This window comes from Pseudomonas sp. THAF187a (assembly GCF_009363395.1).
Classification (GTDB): Bacteria; Pseudomonadota; Gammaproteobacteria; order Pseudomonadales; family Pseudomonadaceae; genus Aquipseudomonas; species Aquipseudomonas khazarica.
This window is the reverse complement of sequence record NZ_CP045349.1, coordinates 3,157,076-3,181,551: the sequence shown is the minus strand read 5'-3', so window position 1 is coordinate 3,181,551 and position 24,476 is coordinate 3,157,076. Positions and strand designations below refer to the sequence as shown.

26 protein-coding genes and 1 pseudogene are annotated in these 24,476 nt (G+C 66.6%); 10 read left to right on the top strand and 17 right to left on the bottom strand.

Features of this window, described 5'->3' with window-relative positions:
* Positions 1 to 18 precede the first annotated feature (18 nt).
* Complete coding sequence (locus FIV02_RS14870; RefSeq protein WP_152489066.1) at positions 19 to 1,011, bottom strand: S9 family peptidase; 993 nt, start codon at positions 1,009 to 1,011, stop codon at positions 19 to 21.
* 124 nt (positions 1,012 to 1,135) lie between these two features.
* Here FIV02_RS14870 and aroC point away from each other — a divergent pair, with 124 nt between their 5' ends.
* The 4 genes from aroC (at position 1,136) to FIV02_RS14850 (ending at position 4,279) form a co-directional block, all read left to right on the top strand.
* Entirely contained in the window at positions 1,136 to 2,227 is a 1,092-nt protein-coding gene (aroC, locus tag FIV02_RS14865) for a chorismate synthase (protein ID WP_152489065.1), read from the top strand.
* Positions 2,228 to 2,300: 73 nt separating this feature from the next.
* Positions 2,301 to 3,452, top strand: a complete 1,152-nt coding sequence (locus FIV02_RS14860) for an MFS transporter (protein WP_152489064.1) — start codon at positions 2,301 to 2,303, stop codon at positions 3,450 to 3,452.
* A 15-nt stretch (positions 3,453 to 3,467) separates the two neighbouring features.
* Positions 3,468 to 4,007 carry an acireductone dioxygenase gene (locus FIV02_RS14855; RefSeq protein WP_037050623.1) on the top strand — a complete coding sequence of 180 codons (540 nt, stop codon included), beginning with the start codon at positions 3,468 to 3,470 and terminating at the stop codon, positions 4,005 to 4,007.
* 80 nt (positions 4,008 to 4,087) lie between these two features.
* Positions 4,088 to 4,279: a PLDc N-terminal domain-containing protein gene (locus FIV02_RS14850; RefSeq protein WP_037050625.1), complete on the top strand. Its 192-nt coding sequence runs from the start codon at positions 4,088 to 4,090 to the stop codon at positions 4,277 to 4,279.
* Between the two features lie 38 nt (positions 4,280 to 4,317).
* Here the strand turns inward: FIV02_RS14850 and FIV02_RS14845 are convergent, their stop codons facing one another.
* From FIV02_RS14845 to FIV02_RS14835, 3 genes are read right to left on the bottom strand one after another with little or no spacing between them, the layout of a single operon-like run.
* On the bottom strand, positions 4,318 to 4,815 hold the full coding sequence (locus FIV02_RS14845) for a methylated-DNA--[protein]-cysteine S-methyltransferase (protein ID WP_047591497.1): 498 nt from the start codon (positions 4,813 to 4,815) through the stop codon (positions 4,318 to 4,320).
* Between the two features lie 3 nt (positions 4,816 to 4,818).
* Positions 4,819 to 5,697: a DNA-3-methyladenine glycosylase gene (locus FIV02_RS14840; RefSeq protein ID WP_047591495.1), complete on the bottom strand. Its 879-nt coding sequence runs from the start codon at positions 5,695 to 5,697 to the stop codon at positions 4,819 to 4,821.
* Between the two features lie 50 nt (positions 5,698 to 5,747).
* On the bottom strand, positions 5,748 to 6,788 hold the full coding sequence (locus FIV02_RS14835; protein WP_218571695.1) for an AraC family transcriptional regulator: 1,041 nt from the start codon (positions 6,786 to 6,788) through the stop codon (positions 5,748 to 5,750).
* 246 nt (positions 6,789 to 7,034) lie between these two features.
* Between FIV02_RS14835 and FIV02_RS14830 the strand changes: the two genes are divergently transcribed.
* From FIV02_RS14830 to FIV02_RS14815, 4 genes are all read left to right on the top strand, one after another.
* Entirely contained in the window at positions 7,035 to 8,510 is a 1,476-nt protein-coding gene (locus tag FIV02_RS14830) for an NAD(P)/FAD-dependent oxidoreductase (protein ID WP_172979163.1), read from the top strand.
* Complete coding sequence (locus tag FIV02_RS14825) at positions 8,494 to 9,423, top strand: alpha/beta hydrolase (RefSeq protein ID WP_152489062.1); 930 nt, start codon at positions 8,494 to 8,496, stop codon at positions 9,421 to 9,423. Before FIV02_RS14830 ends, FIV02_RS14825 begins: the two co-directional genes overlap by 17 nt.
* A 276-nt stretch (positions 9,424 to 9,699) precedes the next feature.
* The gene (locus tag FIV02_RS14820; protein ID WP_037050633.1) at positions 9,700 to 10,044 is read left to right on the top strand and encodes a ribonuclease E inhibitor RraB; all 345 of its coding nucleotides are present in this window, start codon (positions 9,700 to 9,702) and stop codon (positions 10,042 to 10,044) included.
* A gap of 155 nt (positions 10,045 to 10,199) precedes the next feature.
* A complete protein-coding gene (locus FIV02_RS14815; protein ID WP_152489061.1) occupies positions 10,200 to 10,907 on the top strand; it encodes a type 1 glutamine amidotransferase in 708 nt (235 codons plus the stop codon).
* Between the two features lies 1 nt (position 10,908).
* Here FIV02_RS14815 and FIV02_RS14810 read toward each other — a convergent pair whose 3' ends face one another.
* The 10 genes and pseudogenes from FIV02_RS14810 to acnA form a co-directional block, all read right to left on the bottom strand.
* The gene (locus FIV02_RS14810) at positions 10,909 to 11,259 is read right to left on the bottom strand and encodes a hypothetical protein (RefSeq protein WP_152489060.1); all 351 of its coding nucleotides are present in this window, start codon (positions 11,257 to 11,259) and stop codon (positions 10,909 to 10,911) included.
* The gene (locus FIV02_RS14805; RefSeq protein WP_152489059.1) at positions 11,256 to 11,798 is read right to left on the bottom strand and encodes a DinB family protein; all 543 of its coding nucleotides are present in this window, start codon (positions 11,796 to 11,798) and stop codon (positions 11,256 to 11,258) included. Before FIV02_RS14805 ends, FIV02_RS14810 begins: the two co-directional genes overlap by 4 nt.
* 4 nt (positions 11,799 to 11,802) lie before the next feature.
* Entirely contained in the window at positions 11,803 to 12,375 is a 573-nt protein-coding gene (locus tag FIV02_RS14800) for a GNAT family N-acetyltransferase (RefSeq protein WP_152489058.1), read from the bottom strand.
* 21 nt (positions 12,376 to 12,396) lie between these two features.
* Positions 12,397 to 12,606, bottom strand: a pseudogene (locus FIV02_RS14795) (SDR family NAD(P)-dependent oxidoreductase); the annotation flags it as partial.
* Positions 12,607 to 12,820: 214 nt separating this feature from the next.
* Positions 12,821 to 13,183: a VOC family protein gene (locus FIV02_RS14790; protein WP_047591471.1), complete on the bottom strand. Its 363-nt coding sequence runs from the start codon at positions 13,181 to 13,183 to the stop codon at positions 12,821 to 12,823.
* A gap of 33 nt (positions 13,184 to 13,216) precedes the next feature.
* Positions 13,217 to 13,453 (bottom strand): helix-hairpin-helix domain-containing protein, encoded by a 237-nt coding sequence (locus FIV02_RS14785; protein ID WP_152489057.1) that lies wholly within the window; start codon positions 13,451 to 13,453, stop codon positions 13,217 to 13,219.
* A gap of 50 nt (positions 13,454 to 13,503) precedes the next feature.
* A complete protein-coding gene (locus FIV02_RS14780; RefSeq protein WP_152489056.1) occupies positions 13,504 to 14,025 on the bottom strand; it encodes an adenylate kinase in 522 nt (173 codons plus the stop codon).
* 114 nt (positions 14,026 to 14,139) lie between these two features.
* On the bottom strand, positions 14,140 to 14,544 hold the full coding sequence (locus FIV02_RS14775) for a thioesterase family protein (RefSeq protein ID WP_152489055.1): 405 nt from the start codon (positions 14,542 to 14,544) through the stop codon (positions 14,140 to 14,142).
* Positions 14,545 to 14,645: 101 nt separating this feature from the next.
* Positions 14,646 to 16,211, bottom strand: coding sequence for a PAS domain-containing methyl-accepting chemotaxis protein (locus tag FIV02_RS14770; RefSeq protein ID WP_152489054.1), 1,566 nt, complete (start codon positions 16,209 to 16,211; stop codon positions 14,646 to 14,648).
* Positions 16,212 to 16,392: 181 nt separating this feature from the next.
* The gene (acnA, locus tag FIV02_RS14765) at positions 16,393 to 19,134 is read right to left on the bottom strand and encodes an aconitate hydratase AcnA (RefSeq protein ID WP_152489053.1); all 2,742 of its coding nucleotides are present in this window, start codon (positions 19,132 to 19,134) and stop codon (positions 16,393 to 16,395) included.
* Positions 19,135 to 19,356: 222 nt separating this feature from the next.
* Between acnA and rlmM the strand changes: the two genes are divergently transcribed.
* Both rlmM and tusA read left to right on the top strand, forming a co-directional pair.
* Entirely contained in the window at positions 19,357 to 20,412 is a 1,056-nt protein-coding gene (gene rlmM, locus FIV02_RS14760; RefSeq protein WP_037050655.1) for a 23S rRNA (cytidine(2498)-2'-O)-methyltransferase RlmM, read from the top strand.
* A 216-nt stretch (positions 20,413 to 20,628) separates the two neighbouring features.
* Complete coding sequence (gene tusA / locus FIV02_RS14755) at positions 20,629 to 20,880, top strand: sulfurtransferase TusA (RefSeq protein ID WP_037050659.1); 252 nt, start codon at positions 20,629 to 20,631, stop codon at positions 20,878 to 20,880.
* On the opposite strand, the gene FIV02_RS14750 is transcribed toward tusA, so the two are convergent.
* From FIV02_RS14750 to FIV02_RS14740, 3 genes are all read right to left on the bottom strand, one after another.
* Positions 20,877 to 21,959, bottom strand: coding sequence for a DUF3080 domain-containing protein (locus FIV02_RS14750; protein WP_152489052.1), 1,083 nt, complete (start codon positions 21,957 to 21,959; stop codon positions 20,877 to 20,879). The genes tusA and FIV02_RS14750 overlap by 4 nt on opposite strands.
* Before the next feature lie 45 nt (positions 21,960 to 22,004).
* A complete protein-coding gene (locus FIV02_RS14745; protein ID WP_152489051.1) occupies positions 22,005 to 23,378 on the bottom strand; it encodes an MATE family efflux transporter in 1,374 nt (457 codons plus the stop codon).
* A 90-nt stretch (positions 23,379 to 23,468) separates the two neighbouring features.
* Positions 23,469 to 24,368 (bottom strand): DMT family transporter, encoded by a 900-nt coding sequence (locus FIV02_RS14740; RefSeq protein ID WP_152489050.1) that lies wholly within the window; start codon positions 24,366 to 24,368, stop codon positions 23,469 to 23,471.
* Positions 24,369 to 24,476: the final 108 nt, after the last annotated feature.

Below are 24,476 nucleotides of genomic sequence, written 5' to 3'. Positions count from 1 at the left end.
ATCGGGTCATTTTGCAGGTTATCGACCGTTTTTCTCTGCGCTGGAGCGAATGAAGGCGACGATCCGCTCGCCCAGTGCACGGGCCAAGGGTAGCTGCGGATCGTCATAGGACGCTAGCTGTTCCTGCCAGGCTGCCGGGGTGATGCGCATGACGTGGTTCATGCCGGCGATCATGGCCAACTCGGCGTCGGGCTTGGCCTGCTTGAGCAGCTCGGCGTTGTCCGGGCTGACCTGGGCGTCGTGGCTGCCCTGGACGATCAGCGCCGGGATGCGCAGTGCGGCGAAGTTCTCCGCCGGGTCCTGGCGCAGCAGGCTGATCAGGTAGGGCTGCACGCTGGGGCGGTACACCACCTGCAGGGCCTCGGGCACCTCGGGTTGCAGCGTGCCGCGGATCAGGTTGGCGAGGATGTGCCGGCTCTCGGCGAGGAGCGCGGGCGGCAGGCGCATGGCCAGCTGCATGTCCAGCACCTGGCCGATGGGGTAGGCCGGCCCGGCGATGGATACCAGGGCATCGGCCGGGCTGTCGGTGGCGGCGAGGCTGGCGATCAGCGCCCCCTCGCTATGGCCGATGAGGATCACACGGTCGAAGCGCGGGTCGTCCTTGAGCTGCCTGAGCCAGCCGCTGGCATCGGCGACGTAGCGCTCGACGCTGAGGTCGCGCTCATCCGGGGTGGCGCTGCGGCTGGCGGCGACGCCGCGCTTGTCGTAGCGCAGGCTGGCGATGCCGTTGCGGGCCAGTACCTGGGCCAGTTTCTTCAGCGCGTCGTTGTGGCCGCCTTCCGGGTTGTTGCCGTTGCGGTCGGTGGGGCCGGAGCCGGCGATCAGCAACGCGACCGGCAGCGGCTTGTCGCTCTGCGGCAGCAGCAGGCTGCCATGCAGGGTGCCCTGGTCGGTCGTGAGGCTGACGGGTTGTTGGCGAGTGGTGGCGGCCTGGGCCAGGCCGGCGATCAGGGTGAGGGACAAGAGCAGGGCTCGCAGCATGGTGAGGTTGGAGTAGTGGCAGACTGGCATTGGACGCCTGTGACCGCGCAAGGTTCGGGGTGAACTGCAAGGGGCTGGCAGGTATACTCGCCCACCTTGTGAATCGGGCCTGCGCAGCGGCAGGTCGGAGCTGAATCTCGCGGAGCGTCTTCCCATGTCCGGCAATACCTACGGCAAGCTGTTCACCGTCACCACCGCTGGCGAAAGCCATGGCCCGGCGCTGGTCGCCATCGTCGACGGTTGCCCGCCCGGTGTCGAGATCAGCCTGGAAGACCTGCAGCGTGATCTCGACCGCCGCAAGCCAGGCACCAGCCGCCACACGACGCAACGCCAGGAAGCCGACGAGGTGGAAATCCTCTCCGGGGTGTTCGAAGGCAAGACCACCGGTTGCTCCATCGGCCTGCTGATCCGCAATACCGACCAGAAGTCCAAGGACTACTCGGCGATCAAGGACCTGTTCCGCCCGGCTCACGCGGACTACACCTACCACCACAAGTACGGTATCCGCGACTACCGCGGCGGTGGCCGCAGCTCGGCGCGCGAGACCGCCATGCGCGTGGCCGCCGGTGCCATCGCCAAGAAGTTCCTGGCCAGCCAGGGCATCGTCATCCGTGGCTACATGAGTCAGCTCGGCCCCATCGAGATTCCGTTCAAGAGCTGGGACAGCGTCGAGCAGAACGCCTTCTTCAGCCCGGACCCGGACAAGGTGGCGGAGCTCGAGGCGTACATGGATCAGCTGCGCCGTGACCAGGATTCGGTCGGGGCGAAGATCACCGTGGTCGCCGAAGGCGTGATGCCGGGGCTCGGCGAACCGATCTTCGACCGCCTCGACGCCGAACTGGCCCACGCGCTGATGAGCATCAACGCGGTCAAGGGCGTGGAAATCGGCGCCGGTTTCGCCTGCGTGGCCCAGCGCGGCACCGAGCATCGCGATGAGCTGACCCCGCGGGGTTTCCTCTCCAACCATGCCGGCGGCATCCTGGGTGGCATCTCCAGCGGCCAGCCGATCGTCGCCCACCTGGCCCTCAAGCCGACCTCCAGCATCACCACGCCGGGGCGTTCCATCGATGTCGACGGCAATCCGGTGGACGTGATCACCAAGGGTCGCCACGACCCCTGCGTGGGCATCCGCGCCACGCCGATCGCCGAAGCGATGATGGCCATCGTGCTGATGGACCACCTGCTGCGTCACCGTGCGCAGAATGCCGAGGTGCGTGTCACCACGCCGGTGCTGGGTCAGCTTTGAGCGACACGCCACGAGCGGCAGGTCGCGGGCGGCTGTGCCGCTGCCTCTGCGTGCCGCTTGAACCCTGCCGCTCATGACGGCGTCTCTGCCGTACTGGCGGCTGTCGGGTTTCTACTTCTTCTACTTCGCCTTGCTCGGGGGGACGGCGCCATTTCTGGCGTTGTACTTCGACCACCTGGGCTTCTCTGCGGCGCGAATCGGCGAGCTGATCGCCATTCCCATGCTGATGCGCTGCGTGGCCCCCAATCTGTGGGGCTGGCTGGGTGATCACACCGGTCAGCGTCTGCTCATCGTGCGCTTCGGGGCGTTATGCACCCTGGCCTGCTTCGCCGGCATCTTCCTCGACAAGAGCTACGCCTGGCTGGCGCTGATCATGGCCACGCATGCGTTCTTCTGGCACGCGGTGCTGCCGCAGTTCGAGGTCATCACCCTGGCGCACCTGCGTGAGCAGGCCGCGCGCTACAGCCAGATCCGTCTGTGGGGCAGTATCGGCTTCATCGTCGCCGTGGTCGGCCTTGGCCTGTTGTTCGAGTGGCTGAGCCTGGATGCCTACCCGGCGGCGCTGGTGGTGATCATGGCCGGCATCGTCGCCGGCAGTTTCTGGGTGCCCAACGCCCAGCCGCTGCAGCGCCCGAGCACCCCGGAGCAGGGTGGTTTCCTGCGCCAGCTGCGGCGCCCCGGCATGCTCGCGTTCTACCTCTGCGTCGCGCTGATGCAGTTGAGCAACGGCCCGTACTACACCTTCCTCACCCTGCACCTGGAGGGCGTCGGTTACAGCCGTGGCGCCATCGGCCTGTTCTGGGCGCTGGGGGTGGTGGCGGAGATTCTCCTGTTCCTGATCATGGCGCGCCTGCTGCAGCGCTATTCGCTGCGTGCGGTGCTGCTGGCCAGCTTCCTGATCACCGCCCTGCGCTGGCTGCTGCTGGGCAATCTGCCAGAGTATCTGCCCGTGCTGCTGCTGGCGCAGTGCATGCACGCCGCCACGTTCGGCGCCTTTCATGCCGCGTGCATTCACTTCGTGCAGCGCAGTTTCGCCGATCGCCAGCAGGGCCAGGGCCAGGCGCTCTACGCCAGCCTGGCCGGTATCGGCGGGGCCCTCGGCGCATTGTATGCCGGGTACAGCTGGAACAGCCTGGGACCGGCCTGGACCTTCGCCATCGCCAGTCTGGTAGCCTTGCTCGCAGCCTTCATCATTGCCACCCGCCTGCCGCCCGAGCGGCCCTGAATCGAGTGCCCCGTCATGAGCAGCCTCAGCGTCCACCTGAATACCTCTCCGGAACTGCCGAACAAGGTTCTCAACCATGCCGACGATATCGCCAGCACCCTGGCGGCCGTCGGTATCGACTACCGTCGGCTGGAGCTGCCGCAGGCGTTGCGCCCCGGCTGCGAGGACAGCGAGTTCGACGCGGCCTACGGGCTGTGGCTGCAGGCGCTGATGGGGGAGCAGGGCTATGTGTGCCAGGAGCTGTTCAACCTGCAGCGCAATCATCCGCAGAAGCTCGAACTGCGTGCGCGTCACCTCGACGAGCAGGTGCAGGCGAAGGCCAGCGCCTGGCTGTTCATCGGCGGGTTCGCCCAGCTCAATGTGCATCTGGATGGCTACGTCTACGTGCTGCAGGGCGAGCGTGGCGATCTGCTGACCCTGCCGGGCGGCACCCGCCACTGGTTCGACCTGGGCGAGGAACCACACGTGCTGGCGCTGCGACTGAGCCAGCAGGAAGAGGCGCCGGAGCGCAGCGGTGACGATATCGCCAGCCGTTTCCCGCGCCTGGGCGAGTGAAGCGCGCGATCAACCCGCAGGGAACCCGCGCCGGCCGCTGACTATCCTATGCAGGCAACCCCTCACACAGGAGTGTCGTCATGGGTTCCACCTTCAATGGGCTGATCGGCCTGGTCATTCTGGCCCTGGATATCTGGGCCATCATCAATGTGGTCAAGAGCGGTGCCGAGACCGGCATCAAGATCCTGTGGATTCTGCTGATCGTGCTGTTGCCGGTGGTCGGCCTGATCATCTGGGCGCTGATGGGGCCGCGCGGCAACGTCAGAATCTGACCCGGCCGTGCGGCTGGCGCCGCAGGCGTGCGCCGCGTTCACAGCGCCAGTTGCGCCTGGGTCGGCTGCAGCACGCCTTCCAGTTCCAGCAGCCACTGTTTGCGTGACAGGCCGCCGGCATATCCGGTGAGGCTGCCGTCGCGCCCGATCACCCGGTGGCAGGGCACGATGATCGAGATCGGGTTGGCGCCGTTGGCGGTGCCGACCGCCCGCACCGCCTGGGGGCGCTCGATGACTCTGGCCAGCTCCGAGTAGCTGCAGGTCCGCCCGTAGGGGATGGCCTGCAGCGCCTGCCAGACCTGCTGCTGAAATGCCGTGCCGCGTGGCGCCAGGCGCAGCTCGAAATGGCGGCGCTGGCCGGCGAAGTACTGGTCGAGCTGACTGCACACGGCGTCCAGCTCACGGCCGGCAGGCTGCCAGTCGTCCTCGATGCGCCAGGGCCTGCTGTCCAGCTCCATCAGCAGCAATTGCAGACCGCTGTCGTCGGCGGCGATGAACAGCGGGCCGAGCGGGCTGTCGTGGTAGCGATAGTGCATGCTTCAGCCTCCTGAATAGTTGTGCCAGAGATGCGCTGCGGCGTAGGCGCGCCATGGCCGCCAGGCCTCGGCACGCAGTTGCAGGCGTCGTGCGTCGATGCCTTCGGCGCCCCACACCGGGGCCTTGAGCAGGCCCAGGTCGCTGGCGGGAAACGCATCGGACTCGCCGAACGCACGCAGGGCGATGTAGTGTGCCGTCCACGGGCCGATGCCGGGCAGTGCGCACAGCTGTTCGATCAGCGCTGCGCTGCCGTCTTGCAGGCTCAGTTGCAGGCGGCCGTCGGCGATACAGGCCGCGAAGTGCTGCAGGCACTGCACGCGCTTGCCCGGCATGCCGATACCCGTCAGGTCCGCCTCCGCGATCGCCTGCGGGGTAGGGAACAGATGGCTGATGCCCACTGCCTGCGGCGTCTCGATCGGCGCACCGACACGTTGCACCAGGCGGCCGACGATGGTGACCGCTGCCTTGACCGCCACCTGTTGGCCGACGATGGCGCGCACGGCCTGCTCGAACGGGTCGAAGGCCACGGGCAGGCGCAAGCCGGGGTTGCGCTGCAGCAGCGGTGCGAGCAGCGCGTCGCGGCTGAGGTGACGGACTATCGTCTCGGGCTCGCTGTCGAGATCGAACATGCGGCGAACGCGCTGCTCGACGTGATCGAGATGGGCCGGCGAAGTGACCCGGCAGCGCAGTTCCAGCGCGTTCTGGCCGGCCAGCGGCATGACCTGCAGCCAACCGGGTACGCCGTCGATCATGAAGCCACGGCTGTAGCTAGCGGCGCTCAGCGACTCCAGGCCGGGAATCGCGCGCAGGGCGAAGTGGCTGTGGAACTGTTGCCAGTCCCAGGGCGGTTGGTAGGGCAGGAGCAGCGTGATGATGTTCATGGCTCGCACCCTAGCTCGGCATCGAGGGCTTGTCAGCGCGAAGATGACTTTCAAATTGCCGGCGACTGGCCGAACGCCGTCGTCGCGCGTTGGTAACGCCCGGGTGTCGTGCCTTTCCAGCGCTTGAAGGCGTGGATGAAGTTGGACAGCTCGCCGTAACCCAGGCGCTCGGCTATTTCCTCCAGGCTCAGTCCGCCGGCGGCCAGCAGCTCCTCGGCCAGCGTCTGGCGCACCTCGTCCTGCAGGCCACGGAAGTGGGTGCCTTCGTCGAGCAGACGGCGGCGCAGGGTGCGGCTGCTCAGGTGCAACTGGCTGGCCACCTGTTCCATGTCGGCCAGCTGTCCTGGCGATTGCAGCAACAGCTGGCGTACGCGCCCGGCCAGCCCCTGATGCAGCTGATGGCGGGCCAGCAGTGCCTGGCACTGCAGTTCGCAGGCCTGGACCAGCTGTGGGTTGGCGCGTGGCAGCGGGTTGTCCAGCAGGTCGGCGGAGAACCCCAGGCGGTTGTGCGCGGCGCCGAAGCGTGGCGCCTGGCCGAAGGCGGCGATGAACGGCGAGACGTCGGCTGGCGCCACCTGGCGCAGCTCCAGGGCGAGCAAGGGCAACCTGCTGCAGAGCAGTTCGCGTACCACCACCAGTGCCGCGAGCATGTCACGCTGCACGATGAAGTCCTGCAGCGCCGGGTGCAGTGCCTGGTCATCGAAGCACAGGCTGGCGACTGCGCCCTCGACGTTCAGGCTGATGCGGGTGAACGCGTAGGTCAGGCCGTGATAGCGCAGCCCCAGCTCCGCCGCCTGGCGTACGTTGGCACTGCTGAGAATGGCGTAGCCCCAGGCGCCGTAGGTGGTCAGGTGGTAGCGCCGGCCGGCCTGCAGGCCCAGGTCGCCGACCTGGGGCAGCGCCTCGACCAGGTTGGCGATCAGTTGCAGCTCGCATGCGGCTTCGACCTCGCCGTTCAGGCCGGTGAGGTGCACGGGAGTGAGCCCGGTTCCATGCAGGCACCTGTCCAGGCTCAGGCCGAGGTCGAGCCCCAGCTGGGTGAGCAACTGGACGCTGATGATGCTGCGCCGGGCAGGCCAGGGTGGTGGCATGAGTTGTCCGAAAATCACAATATCCTGGCCGACTATGCCATAACCCGGACGTGGCGAGGCAAGTAGCATCCCCTGATCGCCATAAACGGGTGTCTCTAGAAACGCGGGCGAGGCAGTCAGCGCAAGGCGAAAACAGGCGAAAGCGCAGTTCACAGCTGCAAATCAGCACCTTGAGCCTGTTTTTAACGCAGCGATGACAGCGCAGGTAGTTCTTACGAGGTGCCCATACGGGTCGGGGAGACCACAATGCATAACAACCCCCGTACTGACGCGCCCTGGCGCGTGTTGATCATCGGCAGCGGTTTTGCCGGGCTGGGCCTGGCCATGCAGCTGCGCCAGGCCGGTCAGGAGGACTTCCTGCTGCTGGAAAAAGCCGGCGACGTCGGCGGCACCTGGCGCGACAACAGCTACCCGGGGGCAGCCTGCGACGTGCCCTCGCACCTGTACTCGTTCTCCTTCGAGGCCAAGCACGACTGGTCGCGCAGGTTCGCCCCGCAGGCGGAGATCCATGCCTATATCCGCCAGTGCGTGGAGAAGCACGGGCTGCATGCGCATATCCGCCTGAACAGCGAGGTGCTTGGCGCCGCCTTCGATGCTGCACGCGGCATCTGGCGCGTCGAACTGGCTGGCGGCGAGGTGATCGAGACGCAGGCGCTGGTCAGTGCCTGCGGCCAGCTCAACCGGCCTGCCTATCCGCAGTTGCCGGGTCTGCAGAATTTCCGTGGCGAGGCCTTTCACTCGGCGCGCTGGCGCCATGACCTCGACCTGAGCGGCAAGCATGTGGCCGTGATCGGCACCGGCGCCTCGGCCATCCAGTTCGTCCCGCAGATCCAGCCCAAGGTCGCCAGCCTGAGCCTGTTCCAGCGCTCGGCTGCCTACGTGCTGGCCAAGGCGGATCGTGCCTATCGCCCCTGGGAGATCGCCCTCAAACGTCGTCTGCCACTGTGGCAGCGTGCCGACCGCCTGCTGCAGTACCTGCACCACGAGGGGCGTGCGCTGGCCTTCATCCGTTTTCCCTGGCTGATGCGTGTGTTCCGCCACAGCTTCACCCGCCACCTGCAACGGCAGATGCCCGACGCCGGCAAGCGGGCGCAACTGCAGCCGGACTACCCCATGGGCTGCAAGCGCATCCTGATCAGTAACGACTACTTCCCGGCGCTGGCGCAGGCCAATGTCGAGATCGTCGATTCGCCGATTCACGAAGTGCGTGAACGTTCTCTGCTGACCGCCGACGGTCGCGAGCATCCCTGCGACGTGCTGATCTACGGCACGGGCTTCACCGCGACCGACTTCCTGGCGCCGATGCGCATCCGTGGGCTCGATGGGCAGGACCTGAACCAGGCCTGGAAGGACGGCGCGGAGGCGTACAAGGGCATCAGCGTCAGCGGGTTTCCCAACCTGTTCCTGCTGTACGGGCCGAATACCAACCTCGGCCACAACTCGATTCTCTATATGCTGGAGAGCCAGTACGCCTATGTGCTCGGTTGCCTGCGTGCGCTGCGTGAGCAGGGCCTGCGCTATCTCGATCTGCGGCCGCCGGTGCAGCGCCGGTACAACGCCAGACTGCAACAGGCGACTCATCGAACGATATGGGAACAGGGCTGCGACAGCTGGTACAAGACCGCTACCGGCAAGAACACCAACAACTGGCCGGGTTTCACCTTCACCTATCGCCTCATGACCCGTACTCCGGAGCTTGCCGACTATGACTGCGTCCGCTGAATTCAACGCCCCCGCCGCCGAGCAGATGCTGTTGCGCGGCCTGTTGCGCGGTTTCCTGCGTCTGTTCTTTCGCGGGTTGGTGCGGCCACCGATGCCGGTTTCCGGGCAGCGCCGCGTGCTGCGCGCCCTCACCACTGTCACCCTGACGCCGCGCGGTGTGCGTCGCAGCGCCTCGACCCTGGGCGGTCGCCCCTGCGAATGGCACCGCGCGCCTGGCGCCCGCGGCGGCGTGCTGCTCTACCTGCACGGCGGCGCCTTCATGATCGGCGGGCCGGATACGCATCGGGGCATCTGCGCCAGCCTGGCCAAGCGTGCTGGCCTGGACGTCTGCGCGCTGGATTATCGGCTGGCGCCGGAGCATCCCTATCCGGCGGCACGCGACGATGTGGTGGCGGCTTACCGGGGCCTGCTGGAATCGGGGTATCGCGCGGAGCAGATCGCCATCGGCGGTGATTCTGCCGGCGGCAACCTCAGCCTGGTCGGCTGCCTGCGCATCATCGAGCTGGGCCTGCCGGCGCCTGCGGCGCTGGTGTGCTTCTCGCCAGCCACCGATTTCACCGGCGAGCAGATGCACCAGCCGCCAGCCGGCGATCCGCTGATCCACCCCAGCTGGGTCGAGCAGGCCGCCGAACTCTACTGTCCGGCAGGTGTGCCGCGTGACGACCCGGGCATGTCGCCGCTGTTCGCCGACCTGCGCTGCCTGCCGCCTACTCTGGTCCAGGTCGGCGAGGACGAACTGCTGCTGAACGACAGCCTGCGCCTGGCCGAGCGCGCTACGGCGGCGGGCGTCGACATGCGTCTGGAGCGCTACCCGGGGCTGTGGCACGTGTTTCAGGCGCATGTCGGCGTGCTGCGTGCGGCGGATTACGCCATCGGGCGGGTGGCGGCCTTTCTGCGCGAACGGGGGCTGTGAGAGGGGCGTGGGCGCCCGGCTGGCCAATTGCCGCTGGTCGCCGGCTTCGTTACAAAGACTTTCCATGCAGCGCGCACCTGGCGTTCAGCGACTACCCTTGCAGGGACGGCTTTCAGTCCGGCGCTCTGCCGGGCAGTCGTCGATGCGCTTGAAGTAGACACGTCGAGCATTCGCTCGATTCTCGGGGCGGCGCCAGCAGGGGCCGCGACACCGTCCAGCCGGGCGGTAGCAATGGGAAAGCGGTCAATCCATCCATAGCCTGAGAGGAGGTCGTTTATGAGCACAGCCTTCCACGAAGACTCCAGCACCTCGGTGCTGCGTCGGATGAAAGAAGGGGGGTTCGACTTCGCCCAGTTCCACCCGATCGAGTTCTACGCCATTTTTCCCGATGAGGAGCGGGCCAGAATGGCGGCCAGAAATTTTCGCGGCGAGTCGCTCAACGCCCAGGTATCCGCCCGTGAGGACGGCGCCTGGCACCTGCAAATCAGCAAAGTGATGTACGCCACCCATGCCGGTATTGGCGCGTTCGAGCATGACCTGGAGTCCATTGTCGTCCCGCTGGGCGGCACCCTGGACGGCTGGGGTGTAACCCAGGAGGTGAAAGCGTCGGCGGTCCGTTAGCACGCCTTTCCTGCGGTCTGGCGTGTTCTGCTCCTCTTTCCTGCCGGGGAAGAGGGGCGGAGGGCGCGGCTGACCTGCTGCTGAAGGCGAGCCGGGCAGACCGGCAGCCTCGACTTGGCCAGCGCCATCACGCAGACTGCGTCGCGGAGGTACTCATGGCCGATGTTCTGATCCTGACCCATATCGATTATTGCCCGCCCGCGCATCTGGCACAGGTGCTGCTGGCGCGTGGTTGCAGTTTCGACGTGTTGCGCGTCGACCTGGGCGAGTTGCGTGGCTACGACCTGGAGCGACCCAGGGCGGTGGCCGTGATGGGTGGCCCGATGAGCGTCAATGACCCCTTGCCGTGGATCGCCGACGAGGTGGCTGCCCTGCAGCGCCTCATCGCCCGCGAGGTACCGATCATCGGTCATTGCCTTGGCGGCCAGCTGCTGGCCAAGGCACTCGGCGCCAACATTCGGCGGATGCCCTACACCGAAGCCGGCTGGCAGGACATGCAGCGCCATGCGCAGGTGACGGACAGCCCCTGGCTGGCGCACCTGCCCGAGCAGTTCAGCATCTTCCAGTGGCACGGCGACACCTTCGCCCTGCCCGAGGGCGCGCAGGCGCTGTTCAGCAGCCGCTGGTGCGACAACCAGGCCTTCGCCTGGGGCGACAAGGTGCTGGCGCTGCAGGGCCACCCGGAGATGACCGAGCCACTGATCGAGTGCTGGCTCGATGACTGGGCGCACTTGCTCGATGAGCGCCAGCCCAGCCAGCAGTCCCTCGCCGAGATGCGCGAGCAGTTGCCGGAGAAGGTCAGGGCGCTGAATCAGGTGGCCGAGGGCTTCTACGCGCACTGGCTGCGACTGGCGGGTCTGTGAGCTAGGGGCCCCAATAGTCGAAGTAGTAGATGCTGCCGGACTTAATCTCGAATTCGATCTCGCCACCGCATTCGATCGTGTGTACCCCCGGTGTCGTTTCGCCGGCCTCGTCGAGTGGCACCGGCCAGGGTTTGCCGTCCAGCGAGAGTGTGCCGCAGCCACCGCCGTTGTCATGCTCGACCACCAGATAGGTCTTGCCATCGGCGCTCGGCTTGTAGCGGCCGCGAAGCTCGTAGGTGGCGTCCGCATCCATGCCGGCGACGTTCACCAGCAGGACGATGGCAACGGCCAGCAGGATGCAGGCCAGCAGGGCTCCCAGGGCGATCAGCGCATACTTGAGCACGCGGATCATGGCTCGGGCTCGTCGGCGATGCTGGCCAGCAGATCGGTCACCCCGACATCCACCCCGGCCTGCGAGAGCAGGGTCGTTGCCTGGCCACGATGGTGGGTCTGGTGGTTGAACAGGTGCATCAGCAGGGCGAAGAAGTTCTTTCTCGCCTCGATCCCCCTGGTGTTGCGATAGGCCAGGGGCTGGTCCAGCTGTTCTTCATCGATTTCCGCAGCCAGCGCCTCGATGCAGGCGTCCAGCTGCACGCGCAGGGCGGTCAGCTCGCGGATGTTCGCGGCCATTGGCTGATCCAGGCGCGTGGGCCGTTGCAGCCTGGCGAGCGCCTGCAGCGCCCGATGGTTCGCCGGGTGTGCGGCATAGCGCCCGAGCCAGATCAGGTCGGCCACCACCAGGTGATTCAGGGTGCCCAGGATCGAGCCGAAGAACGCGCCGCGCTCGGCGCTCAATGCCTCGTCGGGCAGGCCGGCGGCCGCAGCGTACAGGCGTTCGTTCATCCAGCTGTTGTAGCGCGCCATCTGGCGGATGTGCTCGATTCTCTGCATGGTCTCACCGCTGCTGTTGCCTGTCCTGAAGGCTATACCAATCTTCGCTGAGCAGCCCGTAGAGTGCCGAATCCGATATATGCCCGTCGATGATCCAGCGTTGGCGGAGCAGACCTTCCTTACTGAAACCCAGGCGTTCCAGCGCCCGCCCGGAGGCGGCGTTGCTCGGGTCGATCTCCGCTTCGACGCGGTTGAGCCCCAGGGCTTCGAACCCGTGGCGCAGCAGCTCACGGGCCGCCTCCTGGATGTAACCCCGGCCCCAGGCGCTCGAGGCAATGCCGAAGCCGATCTCCGCGCGCCGTGACTCGGGCTGGTAGCTGAACAGCAGGCATTTGCCAATCAGCTCGCCGCTGTTCCTGTCGACGATGGCCAGGGTCAGGCGCTGGCCGTCTTGCATGGCCTGGCGCTCCGCGCGGATGAAGTCCTGTGCCACGGCCTCGCAGGCCCAGGCCGGAGTGTTCCAGTACTGCATGACCTGGGGATCGGAAAAGATCGCGAACAGGGCCGGGGCATCCGCAGCTTCCAGCGGGCGCAGGAGCAGACGCGGCGTAGTCAGATGGACGGAAAGATCGGGCATCGGGATATCTCGCTCGGGTAGTCAGAAACGCTCGTCGGCAATCGCAGGGAGGACCAGCTCACGCACGTAGCTGGCGGCGGACAGGCCCAGCAGCGTTCGCACCAGGGCGACGACATCGTGCAGTGCAATCAACTGGCCCTCGCCGTTCTGCGCCGCCTGTTCGAGCGGGGTGTGCAAACCGTCCTGGGTGTTCAGGTAGCCCAGTTGCAGGCAGGTGACGGCCAAGGCCTCGGCGGGCCTCGATCAGCATGATTCGCATCCACGAACCGGGCGCAGCGCCGCTCGCCCGAGAGGTGAAGGGCAGGGACGTTAATGTGCACCCAGGGCAGTGGTCAAACGAATGCCGGCGGCCAACTATTACAGCGTTTCTCCGCCGGTGTTCCCGCACCCCAGGCACCGCTTACGGGACCTGGGCGAGGGCGGGCACTGCTGCAGGGGGTGTAGGCTACTGGCTGTCCGGCTCCGACCACACGGCGAACTCGTTGCCGCCGGGCTCGACGAAGTGGAAGCGCCTGCCTCCCGGGAAGGCGAAGATCGGTTTGACGATCTTCCCGCCAGCGGCCTCGATCTTGTGCAGCGTTTCCTCCAGTCGCGCGCTGTAGAACACGATCAGCGCGCTGCCGTTTTCGCTACGCGCCGACATCTCGGCGCTGAAGAATCCGCCGTCCAGGCCTTCGCCCGCGAATGCCGCGTAATCCGGGCCGTAATCCGTGAAATGCCAGCCGAATGCGGCCTGGAAGAAGGCTTTGCTGGCCGGCAGGTTGCGGGTGGGGTATTCGACGTAGTCGATCTTCTCGTGGGCAGGCATGCCGGGCTCCTTGGCTCTGTGTGCGGGGTGGATTCACTGACGGGATCTGGCCAGGTCGATGGCCGCCTGGATGGCTGCGCGTGCCTGCGGGCTGTTCTTCCAGCAGGTCGAGCCAAGCTGGGCCGATACGGCGCTGACGATATCGCCGACGCAGGCTTCGGCCAGTTCACCGAGTGAGTTGAAACCTATCTGTTCGAGTCGCCGAACGACGGTCGGGCCTACGCCCTTGAGGCTGATCAGTGCGTCGTATTCATGGGCTGGAAAGGGCATGGTGATGGCTACCGAGGGATTGAATTTGCCGTTGATCGGTTGGCGCGTGTTCAGCGGCGCACCCTGTGCGCGTTGACGAAGGCGTCGATATCTGCGGTCGACTGCAAGTGGTAGAGCGCCTTGCCGGCGGCGCTTGCCTCGATCCTGGCGAGCAAGGCGCTGGTCCAGAAGCGTGGCGACAGGCGCAGGTATCTCCAGCTCGCCAGGGTGCCTTTCAGCACGGAGCTGCCCTGCGGCCAGCCTTCCGGTCTCACCCATGCGCTCTGCAGCAGTCGCTTGCAGGTGAACCAGTAGTGCTGCCAGTACGGCAGGTCGACGTAGATGAGCGTGTCTGCGGATTCCAGCCGTTGCCAGAAGGACTCCAGCGTGCCCAGACCTTCGATGATCCAGCCGTCCCGGTCCAGAATGGCGCGGTGCGCCGCGTCGTATTCCTCGTTCGACACTTTGGTTCCGTCGGCTCGGTAGGCCATCAGGTCCAGGGGGAACAGCTCGAGGCCCTTGGCCTGTGCCAGTTTCCTGCCCAGCGTGGACTTGCCGCCACCTGGCTTGCCGAAAACGGCTATCCGTTTCATGCCTCATCATTCCCTTCGCGTGCACTGCGTTGTGCCGGATGATTGCACGGCTGCCCGGCGCCTGGGTACTGCAGAAACGCCGCATGCAGGTGCGCGTCGGGGCGCCGTGGGGCGTCAGGTCGCGCTCAGGGCGTCACGCAGCGCCTGGGGCAACGGGATGGGACGCTTGCTCTCGGGGGACACGGCTACCTGCGTGAGGGTGGCGCGGAAGGTGACGTCGTGCGTGGCATTGCGGGCCTCGACGCAGAAGGAGAACGAGCTGGTGGTGAGATCGCCGCTGCGCACCTCGATGTCGATGACCTCGTCCCAGGCCATGGGCGCCAGGAACTCGATCGAGAGCGCGCGGGCGGGAGGCAGAATGCCCATCGCGAAAATTTCGCGTATGGCCGGCCCGCCAAGGGCGTGAGCCAGGAAGTCGTGCACCGCTTCGATGACGAAGTAGCTGATGCGTGGCGTGTAGACGATGCCGGCCGGGTCGCAGTCGCCGAAGAGAATTCGTCGCTTCGTTACAAAGCTCATGGGGAAGGTCTCGGGTTGGGCGTTGCTGGACGTACTGTGCGCCTGGAACCGCGCAGGTGCGCAACCCGGCGCAGCGGCTGAGCCACTGCGCCGGGGCGGAATCAGCGGTTGAAGCGCTCGACCAGCGCGTACTGGCCCTGGGCGGTGCCGGTCAGGGCCTGGCTGAGCTTGGCCGTGCTCTGCGCCTCGCCAGCCGTCTGGTCGGCCAGTTGGGCGATGGTGGTGATGTTGCGATTGATCTCGTCGGCCACGGCGCTCTGTTCTTCTGCGGCGGCAGCGATCTGGTTGGCCATGTCGGCGATGTTGGCGACCGAGTCGCTGATGCCGGACAGCGCCTGGTCGGCCTTCAGCACGCGTTCGACGCCTTCGTCGGCCTGCTTGCGGCCGATCTCCATGGTCATCACCGCTTCTTCGGCGGTGCGCTGCAGTTTGGCGATCAGCGTGTGGATCTGCTCGGTGGATTCGGCGGTGCGTTGCGCCAGCGACCGGACTTCATCCGCCACCACGGCGAAACCACGCCCCATCTCGCCGGCGCGGGCCGCTTCGATGGCCGCGTTGAGGGCCAGCAGGTTGGTCTGGTCGGCGATGCCCTTGATCACATCGACCACGCCGCCGATTTCATTGCTGTCCTGGGCCAGGCGGGTGACGGTCTCGCCGGTATCGCCCACCGACTGCGACAGGCGCTGGATCGCTTCGCGGGTTTCCTCGGCGATGCCGCGGCCTTCGCTGGTCAGGCGATTGGCCTCCTGGGTGGCGATGGCGGTGCGGGCGACATTGCTGGCCACTTCCAGGGTGGTGGCGGCCATCTCGTTGACGGCGGTGGCGACCAGTTCGGTTTCGCTGCGCTGACGCTCGAGGCCGGCCGAGCTGTTGTGGGCCAGCTTGTCGGCTTCGCGCGCCTGCTGGGTCAGGTGCTCGGCGGTGTCCTGCAGCCGGGTGAGGCAGGTCTTCAGGCGTGCACCCTGGCTGAGCATGGCCATTTCCAGGCGTGCTTCGGCGCCACGGCTGTCGGTGTACATCTGCGCGATCAGCGGGTCGGAGGTGCTCTGCTCGGCGATGCGCAGCAGGCGCTTGATGCCGCGGGTCTGCCAGGCGATGCCGGCCAGGCCCAGCGGTACGGAGAGCAGGGCGGCGAGGATGAAGCCCCAGTTGCTGCCCATCCAGTGGCCGATGAGAAAACCGATCTGGCTGACCAGGATGAACGGCATCCACGCCTGGACGATGGGCACCCACTGATTGCTCGCCGGGACGGCCGACTTGCCGGCGTTGACCCGTGCGTAGAGCGCCTCTGCGCGGCGTACCTGCTCGGCGCTGGGCTTGACGCGGACGGACTCGTAGCCGACCACCTGGTTGTTCTCGGTGATCGGGGTGACGTAGGCGTTGACCCAGTAGAAGTCACCGCTCTTGCAGCGGTTCTTGACGATACCCATCCACGGGCGGCCACTCTTGAGGGTCGTCCACATGTGATCGAACACGGCCGGCGGAACGTCCGGGTGGCGCACGATGTTGTGCGGCGCACGTTGCAGTTCTTCGCGGGTGAAGCCACTGATCTCGACGAAGGCGTCGTTGCAGTAGGTGATCTGGCCCTTGAGATCGGTAGTGGAGATCAGACGCTGCTGCGCAGGGAAGGTGCGTTCGCGCTGGGTGACCGGTTGGTTGTTACGCATGGCAGGTATCCGTCGTTGTAATGCCCTGTCATCGGCCGGCAAGTGGCGAAGTTGAGGGCTGAATCCGTTTTTTGCGAGTGTAACGCTTTTTGAATGGCGTCACATTTCTGTCGCGATGGCGGCCGTCCCTGGCCCAACGAAGAATAGGCGCCCTGCCGCAGGAAGCAGCAGGGCATTTGCGTCAGTTGGCGATCATCTGGCGCAGCACGTAGTGCAGGATGCCACCGGCCTTGAAGTACTCGACCTCATTGAGCGTATCGATGCGGCACAGCACTTCGACCCGTTCCTGCTGGCCGTCCTTGCGGCTGACGATCAGGGTCAGGGGCATCTGCGGGCGCAGTTCCACGCCTTCGAGGCCTTCGATGGCCAGCGTCTCCTGGCCCGTCAGTGCGAGGGTGTTGCGATCGGTGCCGGGCTTGAACTGCAACGGCAGCACGCCCATGCCCACCAGGTTGGAGCGGTGGATGCGCTCGAAGCTCTCGGCGATCACGGCCTTGACGCCCAGCAGGTTGGTGCCCTTGGCTGCCCAGTCGCGGCTGGAGCCGGTGCCGTACTCCTTGCCGGCGACGATCAGCAGCGGCGTGCCTTCGCTCTGGTAGCGCATGGCGGCGTCGTAGATCGCCAGCTTTTCACCGCTGGGGATGTGCAGGGTGTTGCCGCCTTCCTCGCCGCCGAGCATTTCGTTGCGGATGCGGATGTTGGCGAAGGTGCCGCGCATCATCACCTCATGGTTGCCACGGCGCGAGCCATAGGAGTTGAAGTCGGCCTGGGCCACGCCATTGTCGCGCAGGTAGCGTCCGGCCGGGCTGTCGGCCTTGATGTTGCCGGCCGGCGAGATGTGGTCGGTGGTCACCGAGTCACCCAGCAGGGCGAGGATGCGCGCATCGCGGATGTCAGTGATGCGCGGGGGATCGCCGGCGATGTTCTCGAAGAACGGCGGGTGCTGGATGTAGGTGGAGTCCGTCTGCCAGGCGTAGGTGTCGGCCTCGGGCACGCTGATCGCCTGCCACTTCGCGTCGCCGGCGAAGACCTCGGCATACTCCTTGCGGAACATCGCGGTGTCGACCTTGGCGATGGCGTCGGCGATTTCCGCCTGGCTCGGCCAGATGTCCTTGAGGTAGACCGGCTGGCCGTCCTTGCCGGTACCAAGCGCGTCCTGGGTGAGATCGATGCGCACGCTGCCGGCCAGGGCATAGGCAACCACCAGGGGTGGCGAGGCCAGCCAGTTGGTCTTCACCAGCGGATGCACGCGGCCCTCGAAGTTGCGGTTGCCGGAGAGCACCGAGGCCACGGTCAGGTCGGCCTTGGCGATGGCTTTCTCGATGGGCTCGCGCAGCGGGCCGGAGTTGCCGATGCAGGTGGTGCAGCCGTAGCCCACCAGGTCGAAGCCGAGTTTTTCCAGGTGGGGGGTCAGGCCGGCGGCCGCGAAGTACTCGGTGACCACCTTGGAGCCAGGGGCGAGGGAGCTCTTGACCCAGGGCTGGCGTTGCAGGCCCCGTTCCACGGCCTTCTTGGCCAGCAGACCGGCCGCCATCATCACGCTGGGGTTGGAGGTGTTGGTGCAGGAGGTGATGGCGGCGATCACCACGGCGCCATCCTGCAGGCGGTGGGTATGGCCGTCGTCCTGGTAATCGATCCCGCCGCTCTGCTGGTCGCCGCCGACGGCCGTACCGCCGCCGCCTTCGTTGAGCATGCGGCCTTCTTCCCTGGCCGCCGGTTTCAGCTGCAGGCCGACGAAGTCGTCGAAGGCCTGGCTGACCTGGCCCAGCGCGACGCGGTCCTGCGGACGCTTGGGCCCGGCCAGGCTGGCTTCGACGCTGCCCATGTCCAGGCTCAGGCTGTCGCTGAACAGCGGTTCTGCCCCGGCTTCACGCCACAGGCCCTGGGCCTTGCTGTAAGCCTCGACCAGTTGCACGCTCGCTTCCGGGCGGCCGGACAGGCGCAGGTAGCCGAGGGTGATGTCATCCACCGGGAAGAAGCCGCAGGTGGCGCCGTATTCCGGTGCCATGTTGGCGATGGTGGCGCGATCGGCCAGTGGCAGCTCGGCCAGGCCGTCGCCGTAGAACTCGACGAATTTGCCCACCACGCCTTTCTTGCGCAGCATCTGCGTCACTGTGAGCACCAGGTCAGTGGCGGTGATGCCTTCCTTGAGCTTGCCGCTGAGCTTGAAGCCGATGACCTCGGGGATCAGCATCGACACCGGCTGGCCGAGCATGGCTGCTTCCGCCTCGATGCCGCCAACCCCCCAGCCGAGCACGCCGAGGCCATTGATCATGGTGGTGTGCGAGTCGGTGCCGACCAGGGTGTCGGGGTAGGCGAGGGTGGCGCCGTCCTCGCTCTTCGTCCACACCGTGCGTGCCAGGTATTCGAGGTTGACCTGGTGGCAGATACCGGTGCCTGGCGGTACCACGCTGAAGTTGTCGAAGGCGTGCTGGCCCCAGCGCAGAAAGGCATAGCGTTCACCGTTGCGCTGCATTTCCAGCTCGACGTTGTCGTGGAAGGCACTGGAGGAGGCGTAGCGGTCGACCATCACCGAGTGGTCGATGACCAGGTCCACCGGCGACAGCGGGTTGATGCGCTGCGGATCGCCGCCGGCCCTGGCCATGGCGTCGCGCATGGCGGCCAGGTCGACCACCGCCGGGACGCCGGTGAAATCCTGCATCAGGACCCGTGCCGGGCGGTACTGTATCTCGCGGTCCGAGGCGCGCTGGTCGAGCCAGTCGACCATGGCCTGCAGGTCTTCTGCGCTCACGGTCTGGCCGTCTTCATTGCGCAGCAGGTTTTCCAGCAGCACCTTGAGCGACTTGGGCAGGCGCTGGATGTCACCAAGGCGGCGGGCCGCCTCGGGCAGGCTGAAATAGTGGTAGGTGGTGTCGCCGATCTTCAGTTCGCGGCGGCAGTTCAGGCTATCGAGGGAGGGCATTGCACGTCTCCTTGGGCCCGCACGGTTCGGGCTATGTCTGATGGCGGCAGACTCTCAAGCTAGTCCTGCCTGACGAGTCTTGCGAGCCGTATCCTTGAATGTGCGTGGTTTGCGAGCAAGTCGTAGCCGGTTCAAACGATGATGGCTACACAGTAGCTGGACAGGTTTGCAGGCCCCAGGTTCCCGCCTCAGGTATCATGCGCGGCTCAAGGAGACGCTTTGATGAATACCCTGTTTCTGCATTGCCGCCCCGGTTTCGAGGGCGAGGTCTGCGCCGAGATCAGCGACCTCGCGGCTCGTCTGGACGTGCCCGGCTACTCCAAGGCCAAGCCTGGCAGCGCGTGCGCCGAGTTCGTCTGCAACGATGCTGCCGATTGCGAGCGCCTGATGCGCAGCGTGCGTTTCAACCAGTTGATCTTCCCGCGGCAGTGGGCGCGTGGGCGCTTCGTCGAGCTGCCGGAGAGCGAGCGCATCAGTGTGCTGCTGGAGGCACTGGCCGACTATCCGGTGTGCGGCAGCCTGTGGCTGGAGGTGCTCGACACCAACGAGGGCAAGGAAGTCTCCACCTTCTGCAAGAAGTTCGAGGCCCCGCTGCGCAAGGCGCTGCTCAAGGCCGGCAGGCTGGTGGAGGACGCGAAGAAACCGCGCCTGCTGCTGACCTTCAAGAGCGGCCGCGAGGTGTTCGCCGGCATCGCCGAGGCGGACAACCTGGCGATGTGGCCGATGGGCATTCCGCGTCTCAAGTTCCCGCGCGAGGCGCCGAGCCGTTCCACGCTCAAGCTGGAGGAGGCCTGGCATCACTTCATCCCGCGTGAACAGTGGGACCAGCGCCTGGCGCCGGGCATGACCGCCGTGGACCTGGGCGCTGCGCCCGGTGGCTGGACCTGGCAGCTGGTCAACCGGGAAATCCGCGTGACCGCCGTGGACAACGGACCGATGGCCGAAAGCCTGATGTATTCGGGGTTCGTGGTGCACCAGCGGGCCGACGGCTTTACCTTCCGCCCACGCCATCCGGTGCACTGGATGGTCTGCGATATCGTCGAGAAGCCGGCGCGCACCGCCTCGATGATCGAGACCTGGCTGGGCGAGGGGCTGTGCCGCGAGGCGGTGGTCAACCTCAAGCTGCCGATGAAGCAGCGCTATGCCGAGGTGCGGCGCTTGCTCGAGCGCATCGCGTCGGGGCTGGCGGAGCGGGGCATGAAGGTCAGTATCGGCTGCAAGCAGCTCTACCACGACCGTGAGGAAGTGACCTGTCATCTGCGCCGCCACGGCAAGTGAGGGGATGAACCGGGCTCGGGCCACAGGGGCCCGGCCCGGACTCCCGCGCCGTTCCGGAGTCCTCCCGGAGCGCGCGTGCGGGCCATCCCTGACACGCCGGAGCGCAGGCACTCTGCCGCAGTTGGCGGGCGTGCGCCGCCCATCCAAGGTTGTGCGCGCAGGGTGACCTGGAGGTCAGCTTTGCGCGACAATGCGCGCCTGCCTGTGGAGCCCCCTATGTCCGAAGCCCTGACCCTCAATCACGATGACCTGCTCGACGCCAGTGGCCTGAACTGCCCCGAGCCGGTGATGATGCTGCACAACAAGGTGCGCGACCTGTCGCCGGGCGGCCTGCTCAAGGTGATCGCCACCGATCCCTCGACCCGGCGTGACATTCCCAAGTTCTGCGTGTTCCTGGGCCATGAGCTGCTCGGCCAGGCCGAGGAAGACGGTACTTACCTGTACTGGATCCGCAAGAAGACGGACTAGCCAGCCCAGGATTCGGCGTCGCGCCCGGCGCCTTTCCATCCCGTTTGCCCCGGCGCCAGGCCGCAGCTGTTCAGCACGGTCTGCCAGGCCTTGACGTGACGCGCCGTGGCGGCGCGAAACGCCTGCCACAAGCCATCCTGTTCGCCAGCCAGTCGCTGCAGGTGCTCGCGGGTGGCCAGTGGAATGCCCTCGACGCGCTGCAAGTGGTGCAGCGCCGCCTGCCACTGCTGGCCACGCTGGTCGACCTGGGCCAGATAAGGCTGCAGGCCGCCGGCGTAGAACTTGACGAAGATGTTCTGCAGGATGCGCCCGCGTGGCGTCGCCTTGCCCAGCGGGCACAGGGGGCGCGTGCGCTGGCGCTGCTCCAGCAGTTCACTGCCGGCGTCGAGGGTGTGGCGCAGGCTGGCCAGGCTGGTGATCAGCTGGCCGCCTTGCTCGCTGGCGTAGAGCGCGAAGAACAGCGGGTCCAGGGTGTCGCTGCCCGGCGGCAGCTGGTGGGGCAGGGCCGCGCCGAGGCTGGCCAGGCGCTGCAGGGCGTCGAGGGCGGCGTTGTCTTCCTGGCTGCCGAGCGGCAATGCCTGGTCGGCGAAGCGCAGGTAGTGCTCGAACTCCGGGCTGCCATTGAGTGCGTTCCAGAACACGGCGGGCAGTTGCCGGCGTTTCTCTGCGGCCAGGCGCTGCAGGGTGCCTTTCAGGCTGGCGCTGTCCGGCAGGTGCGGCAGGCAGTCGTCGATGGCGCGTAGCAGGTCGCCCTCGTAACCCAGGCGCTGGCTGGGCAGGAGCTGCTTGCCCAGGCTGCTGTTGCGCTGGCTGATGAGTTGCTGCAGGTGCGGGCAGCGCCGCGCATCGATCACCAGGTCGAGCAGGCCGATGCGCAGTTCCGGCAGCTCCAGCAGGCGCTGGCGTCGCGCGGGCAGGCGATACTGGCTGAGCGTGCGCGTGTCGAAGGGCGCGAAGTCCGCGCCGTCGAGCGAGCGCTGCAGGCGCTCGAGGTAGTCGCGCTGCAGTGCCAGCCCGTCGTTGCCCGGTTGGCAGCCGGCCAGCAGCAGGAGGCCGAGGAACAGGACGAGTCGTGTCATGGGCTCAGTCTAGAGCCGATCCCCCGGCTATCCAATCGCCCTCGTTCAGGCCGCGTGACGAATGCGCCTGCGTGCGCTGCGCGCCAGGCGAATGGCGAGCATCACCGCCGCGCAGGTCAGGCCGACCACCAGGCCCTGCCACAGGCCGCTGGGGCCGCTGGGTTCGCCGAGCCAGTCGGACAGCCCCAGGGCGTAGCCCACCGGCAGGCCGATGCCCCAGTAGGCGAAGAGTGTCAGCAGCATGGTGATGCGGGTGTCCTGATAGCCACGCAGGGCGCCGGCAGCGGTGACCTGGATGGCATCGGAGAACTGGAACAGCGCGGAATACACGATCAGCGTCGCCGCCACCGCGATCACCGCCTTGTCCGGGGTATAGATCTGCGCGATCTGCTCGCGCAGCAACAGCATCAGGCTGGCCGACAGGCAGGCGTAGCCCAGCGCGGCGCCCATGCTCACACCGGCCGCGAAGCGCGCCTCGCGCGGCTGCCCGCGCCCCAGTGCCTGACCGACGCGCACCGTGGAGGCCATGGCCAGCGAGTAGGGAATCATGAACACCATGGAGCTGAAGTTCAGGGCGATCTGGTGCCCGGCGACCACGGTCGCGCCGAGGCCGCCGATCAGCAGGGCGATCACCGCGAAGATGCTGGATTCGGCGAAGACGGCCACGCCAATCGGCACGCCGATGGCCAGCAGGCGGCGGATCACGGCCCATTGCGGCCACTCGAAATGAGCGAACAGCCCGCTTGCGCGGTAGTAGGGCGCCCATTTCACCCAGACCAGCATGCCGATCAGCATGAAGCCCATCACCAGCGCCGTGGCCCAGCCGCAGCCGACACCGCCCATGGCCGGCAAACCGAACTTGCCGTAGATGAAGATGTAGTTGGCCGGAATGTTCAGCATCAGGCCGATGATGCCCAGCACCATGGTCGGTCGCGTGTGGCCCAGGCCGTCGCTGAAGCAGCGCAGCACATGGAACAGCGCGACCGCAGGAAAGCCGCAGGCCACGGCCCGCAGATAGCCCATGGCCGGGGTGACCAGGGCCGGCTCGACATTCATGTGGCGCAGGATGAACTCGGCATTCCACAGCAGCGTCGCCGCGCTGCCGCCCACGGCCAGGGCCAGCCACAGGGCCTGGCGTACCAGCGGGCCGATGCTCGGTTCTTCGCCCGCGCCGAAACGCTGTGCGACCTTGGGTGTGGTCGCCAGGAGCACGCCGGTCATCAGCAGGAACACCGGTACCCAGATCGAGTTGCCCAGCGCCACGGCGGCCAGGTCCTGCGGGCTGACGCGCCCGGCCATCAGCGTATCGACGAAGCCCATGGCGGTGTGCGCCAGCTGGGCGATGATGATGGGGGTGGCCAGCAGGAGCAGGCTGCACAGTTCCGTGCGCACGCGGCCAAGGCGGGTGTCGGTGGACATTTCGGTTCTTCGGGAAGGCAGGAAACCGCGTAGTCTACGCCTTGACGTGTCGGTCAGGAAAGGCGCGCAGGCGAGCCTGATGCATTGCAGTCACTTGCCTTTCAGTACCCCGGCAGAAGCTGCCACCACGCAGCCCACGCCAATCACCTGCAGGGCTGACAGGGTCTGCGACAGGACCACGAAACCAAGGAGTGTCGCGACTGCCGGCTCGAGGCTCATCAGCAGGCCGAACACCGCCGTGCTCAGTTTGCGCAGTGCCTGCATCTCGAGCACGTAGGGCAATAGTGGTACCAGGAGGGCGAGGCCGGCGCCCTGGATATACAGCTGCGGGTCATGCAGCTGAGTCGCCTGCGCGAGCCCGATCGGTGTCATGATCGCCGCAGCTGCGAGCAGGGACACCGACAGGCCCTGCAAGCCGCTGAACTGGCTGCCTACGCGCTTCATCAGCAGGATGTAGCCGCCCCAGCCGAGAGCGGCACCGAGGGAGAACAGCAGGCCACGGGCGTCGGTGACCCAGCTCGTGCCGTCGTAAGCGATCAGCACGACGCCGACGAGCGACAGTGCCGGCCACAGATAGGCGCGGTAGCCGGAAACCCCGGCCAGGGCGATGCAGATGGGGCCGAGAAAATTGATCGCGACCACCAGGCCGAGCGGTGCGCTGCGGATCGCCTGGAAAATGGAGGTCGTCATCAGCGCCATGGCGGCGCCGAGCAGGAGTGCACCGGTCCATTGCTGGCGGTTGAAGCTCAGCAGCTTCGGGCGAACGATCAGATAGAGGATCGCAGCAGCGAAACAGAGTCGCACCCAGGTCGTGGTGTAGCTGCCGAAGCGCTCCATCACATCCAGTGACAGCGAGGCCCCCAGCTGGATGCTGAGCATCGAGATCAGGCAGAACAGGATAGCCGCGACGACACCGTTCCTGAGGCGTGGCGAGGTGCTGTGGCGAGGTTGGGTCGGGTTCGACGGGGTTGCTTCGGTGAGGTCTTGCATCGGCGTTCCGGAGTCGTGGCACCTGTTCTCGGCACGGGGACGTGATGAGGTTCATGGGGCCTGGTGGGTCGAGACCCGGAGAAAGTACCCAGCGTCTGCGGGCAACGC

What these genes read in the sequence shown, in the direction of transcription:
- FIV02_RS14870 (WP_152489066.1), bottom strand. Translation starts at nt 1,011, where the DNA reads ATGCCAGTCTGCCACTACTCCAACCTCACCATGCTGCGAGCCCTGCTC.
- aroC (WP_152489065.1), top strand. Translation starts at nt 1,136, where the DNA reads ATGTCCGGCAATACCTACGGCAAGCTGTTCACCGTCACCACCGCTGGC.
- FIV02_RS14860 (WP_152489064.1), top strand. Translation starts at nt 2,301, where the DNA reads ATGACGGCGTCTCTGCCGTACTGGCGGCTGTCGGGTTTCTACTTCTTC.
- FIV02_RS14855 (WP_037050623.1), top strand. Translation starts at nt 3,468, where the DNA reads ATGAGCAGCCTCAGCGTCCACCTGAATACCTCTCCGGAACTGCCGAAC.
- FIV02_RS14850 (WP_037050625.1), top strand. Translation starts at nt 4,088, where the DNA reads ATGGGTTCCACCTTCAATGGGCTGATCGGCCTGGTCATTCTGGCCCTG.
- FIV02_RS14845 (WP_047591497.1), bottom strand. Translation starts at nt 4,815, where the DNA reads ATGCACTATCGCTACCACGACAGCCCGCTCGGCCCGCTGTTCATCGCC.
- FIV02_RS14840 (WP_047591495.1), bottom strand. Translation starts at nt 5,697, where the DNA reads ATGAACATCATCACGCTGCTCCTGCCCTACCAACCGCCCTGGGACTGG.
- FIV02_RS14835 (WP_218571695.1), bottom strand. Translation starts at nt 6,788, where the DNA reads ATGCCACCACCCTGGCCTGCCCGGCGCAGCATCATCAGCGTCCAGTTG.
- FIV02_RS14830 (WP_172979163.1), top strand. Translation starts at nt 7,035, where the DNA reads ATGCATAACAACCCCCGTACTGACGCGCCCTGGCGCGTGTTGATCATC.
- FIV02_RS14825 (WP_152489062.1), top strand. Translation starts at nt 8,494, where the DNA reads ATGACTGCGTCCGCTGAATTCAACGCCCCCGCCGCCGAGCAGATGCTG.
- FIV02_RS14820 (WP_037050633.1), top strand. Translation starts at nt 9,700, where the DNA reads ATGAGCACAGCCTTCCACGAAGACTCCAGCACCTCGGTGCTGCGTCGG.
- FIV02_RS14815 (WP_152489061.1), top strand. Translation starts at nt 10,200, where the DNA reads ATGGCCGATGTTCTGATCCTGACCCATATCGATTATTGCCCGCCCGCG.
- FIV02_RS14810 (WP_152489060.1), bottom strand. Translation starts at nt 11,259, where the DNA reads ATGATCCGCGTGCTCAAGTATGCGCTGATCGCCCTGGGAGCCCTGCTG.
- FIV02_RS14805 (WP_152489059.1), bottom strand. Translation starts at nt 11,798, where the DNA reads ATGCAGAGAATCGAGCACATCCGCCAGATGGCGCGCTACAACAGCTGG.
- FIV02_RS14800 (WP_152489058.1), bottom strand. Translation starts at nt 12,375, where the DNA reads ATGCCCGATCTTTCCGTCCATCTGACTACGCCGCGTCTGCTCCTGCGC.
- FIV02_RS14790 (WP_047591471.1), bottom strand. Translation starts at nt 13,183, where the DNA reads ATGCCTGCCCACGAGAAGATCGACTACGTCGAATACCCCACCCGCAAC.
- FIV02_RS14785 (WP_152489057.1), bottom strand. Translation starts at nt 13,453, where the DNA reads ATGCCCTTTCCAGCCCATGAATACGACGCACTGATCAGCCTCAAGGGC.
- FIV02_RS14780 (WP_152489056.1), bottom strand. Translation starts at nt 14,025, where the DNA reads ATGAAACGGATAGCCGTTTTCGGCAAGCCAGGTGGCGGCAAGTCCACG.
- FIV02_RS14775 (WP_152489055.1), bottom strand. Translation starts at nt 14,544, where the DNA reads ATGAGCTTTGTAACGAAGCGACGAATTCTCTTCGGCGACTGCGACCCG.
- FIV02_RS14770 (WP_152489054.1), bottom strand. Translation starts at nt 16,211, where the DNA reads ATGCGTAACAACCAACCGGTCACCCAGCGCGAACGCACCTTCCCTGCG.
- acnA (WP_152489053.1), bottom strand. Translation starts at nt 19,134, where the DNA reads ATGCCCTCCCTCGATAGCCTGAACTGCCGCCGCGAACTGAAGATCGGC.
- rlmM (WP_037050655.1), top strand. Translation starts at nt 19,357, where the DNA reads ATGAATACCCTGTTTCTGCATTGCCGCCCCGGTTTCGAGGGCGAGGTC.
- tusA (WP_037050659.1), top strand. Translation starts at nt 20,629, where the DNA reads ATGTCCGAAGCCCTGACCCTCAATCACGATGACCTGCTCGACGCCAGT.
- FIV02_RS14750 (WP_152489052.1), bottom strand. Translation starts at nt 21,959, where the DNA reads ATGACACGACTCGTCCTGTTCCTCGGCCTCCTGCTGCTGGCCGGCTGC.
- FIV02_RS14745 (WP_152489051.1), bottom strand. Translation starts at nt 23,378, where the DNA reads ATGTCCACCGACACCCGCCTTGGCCGCGTGCGCACGGAACTGTGCAGC.
- FIV02_RS14740 (WP_152489050.1), bottom strand. Translation starts at nt 24,368, where the DNA reads ATGCAAGACCTCACCGAAGCAACCCCGTCGAACCCGACCCAACCTCGC.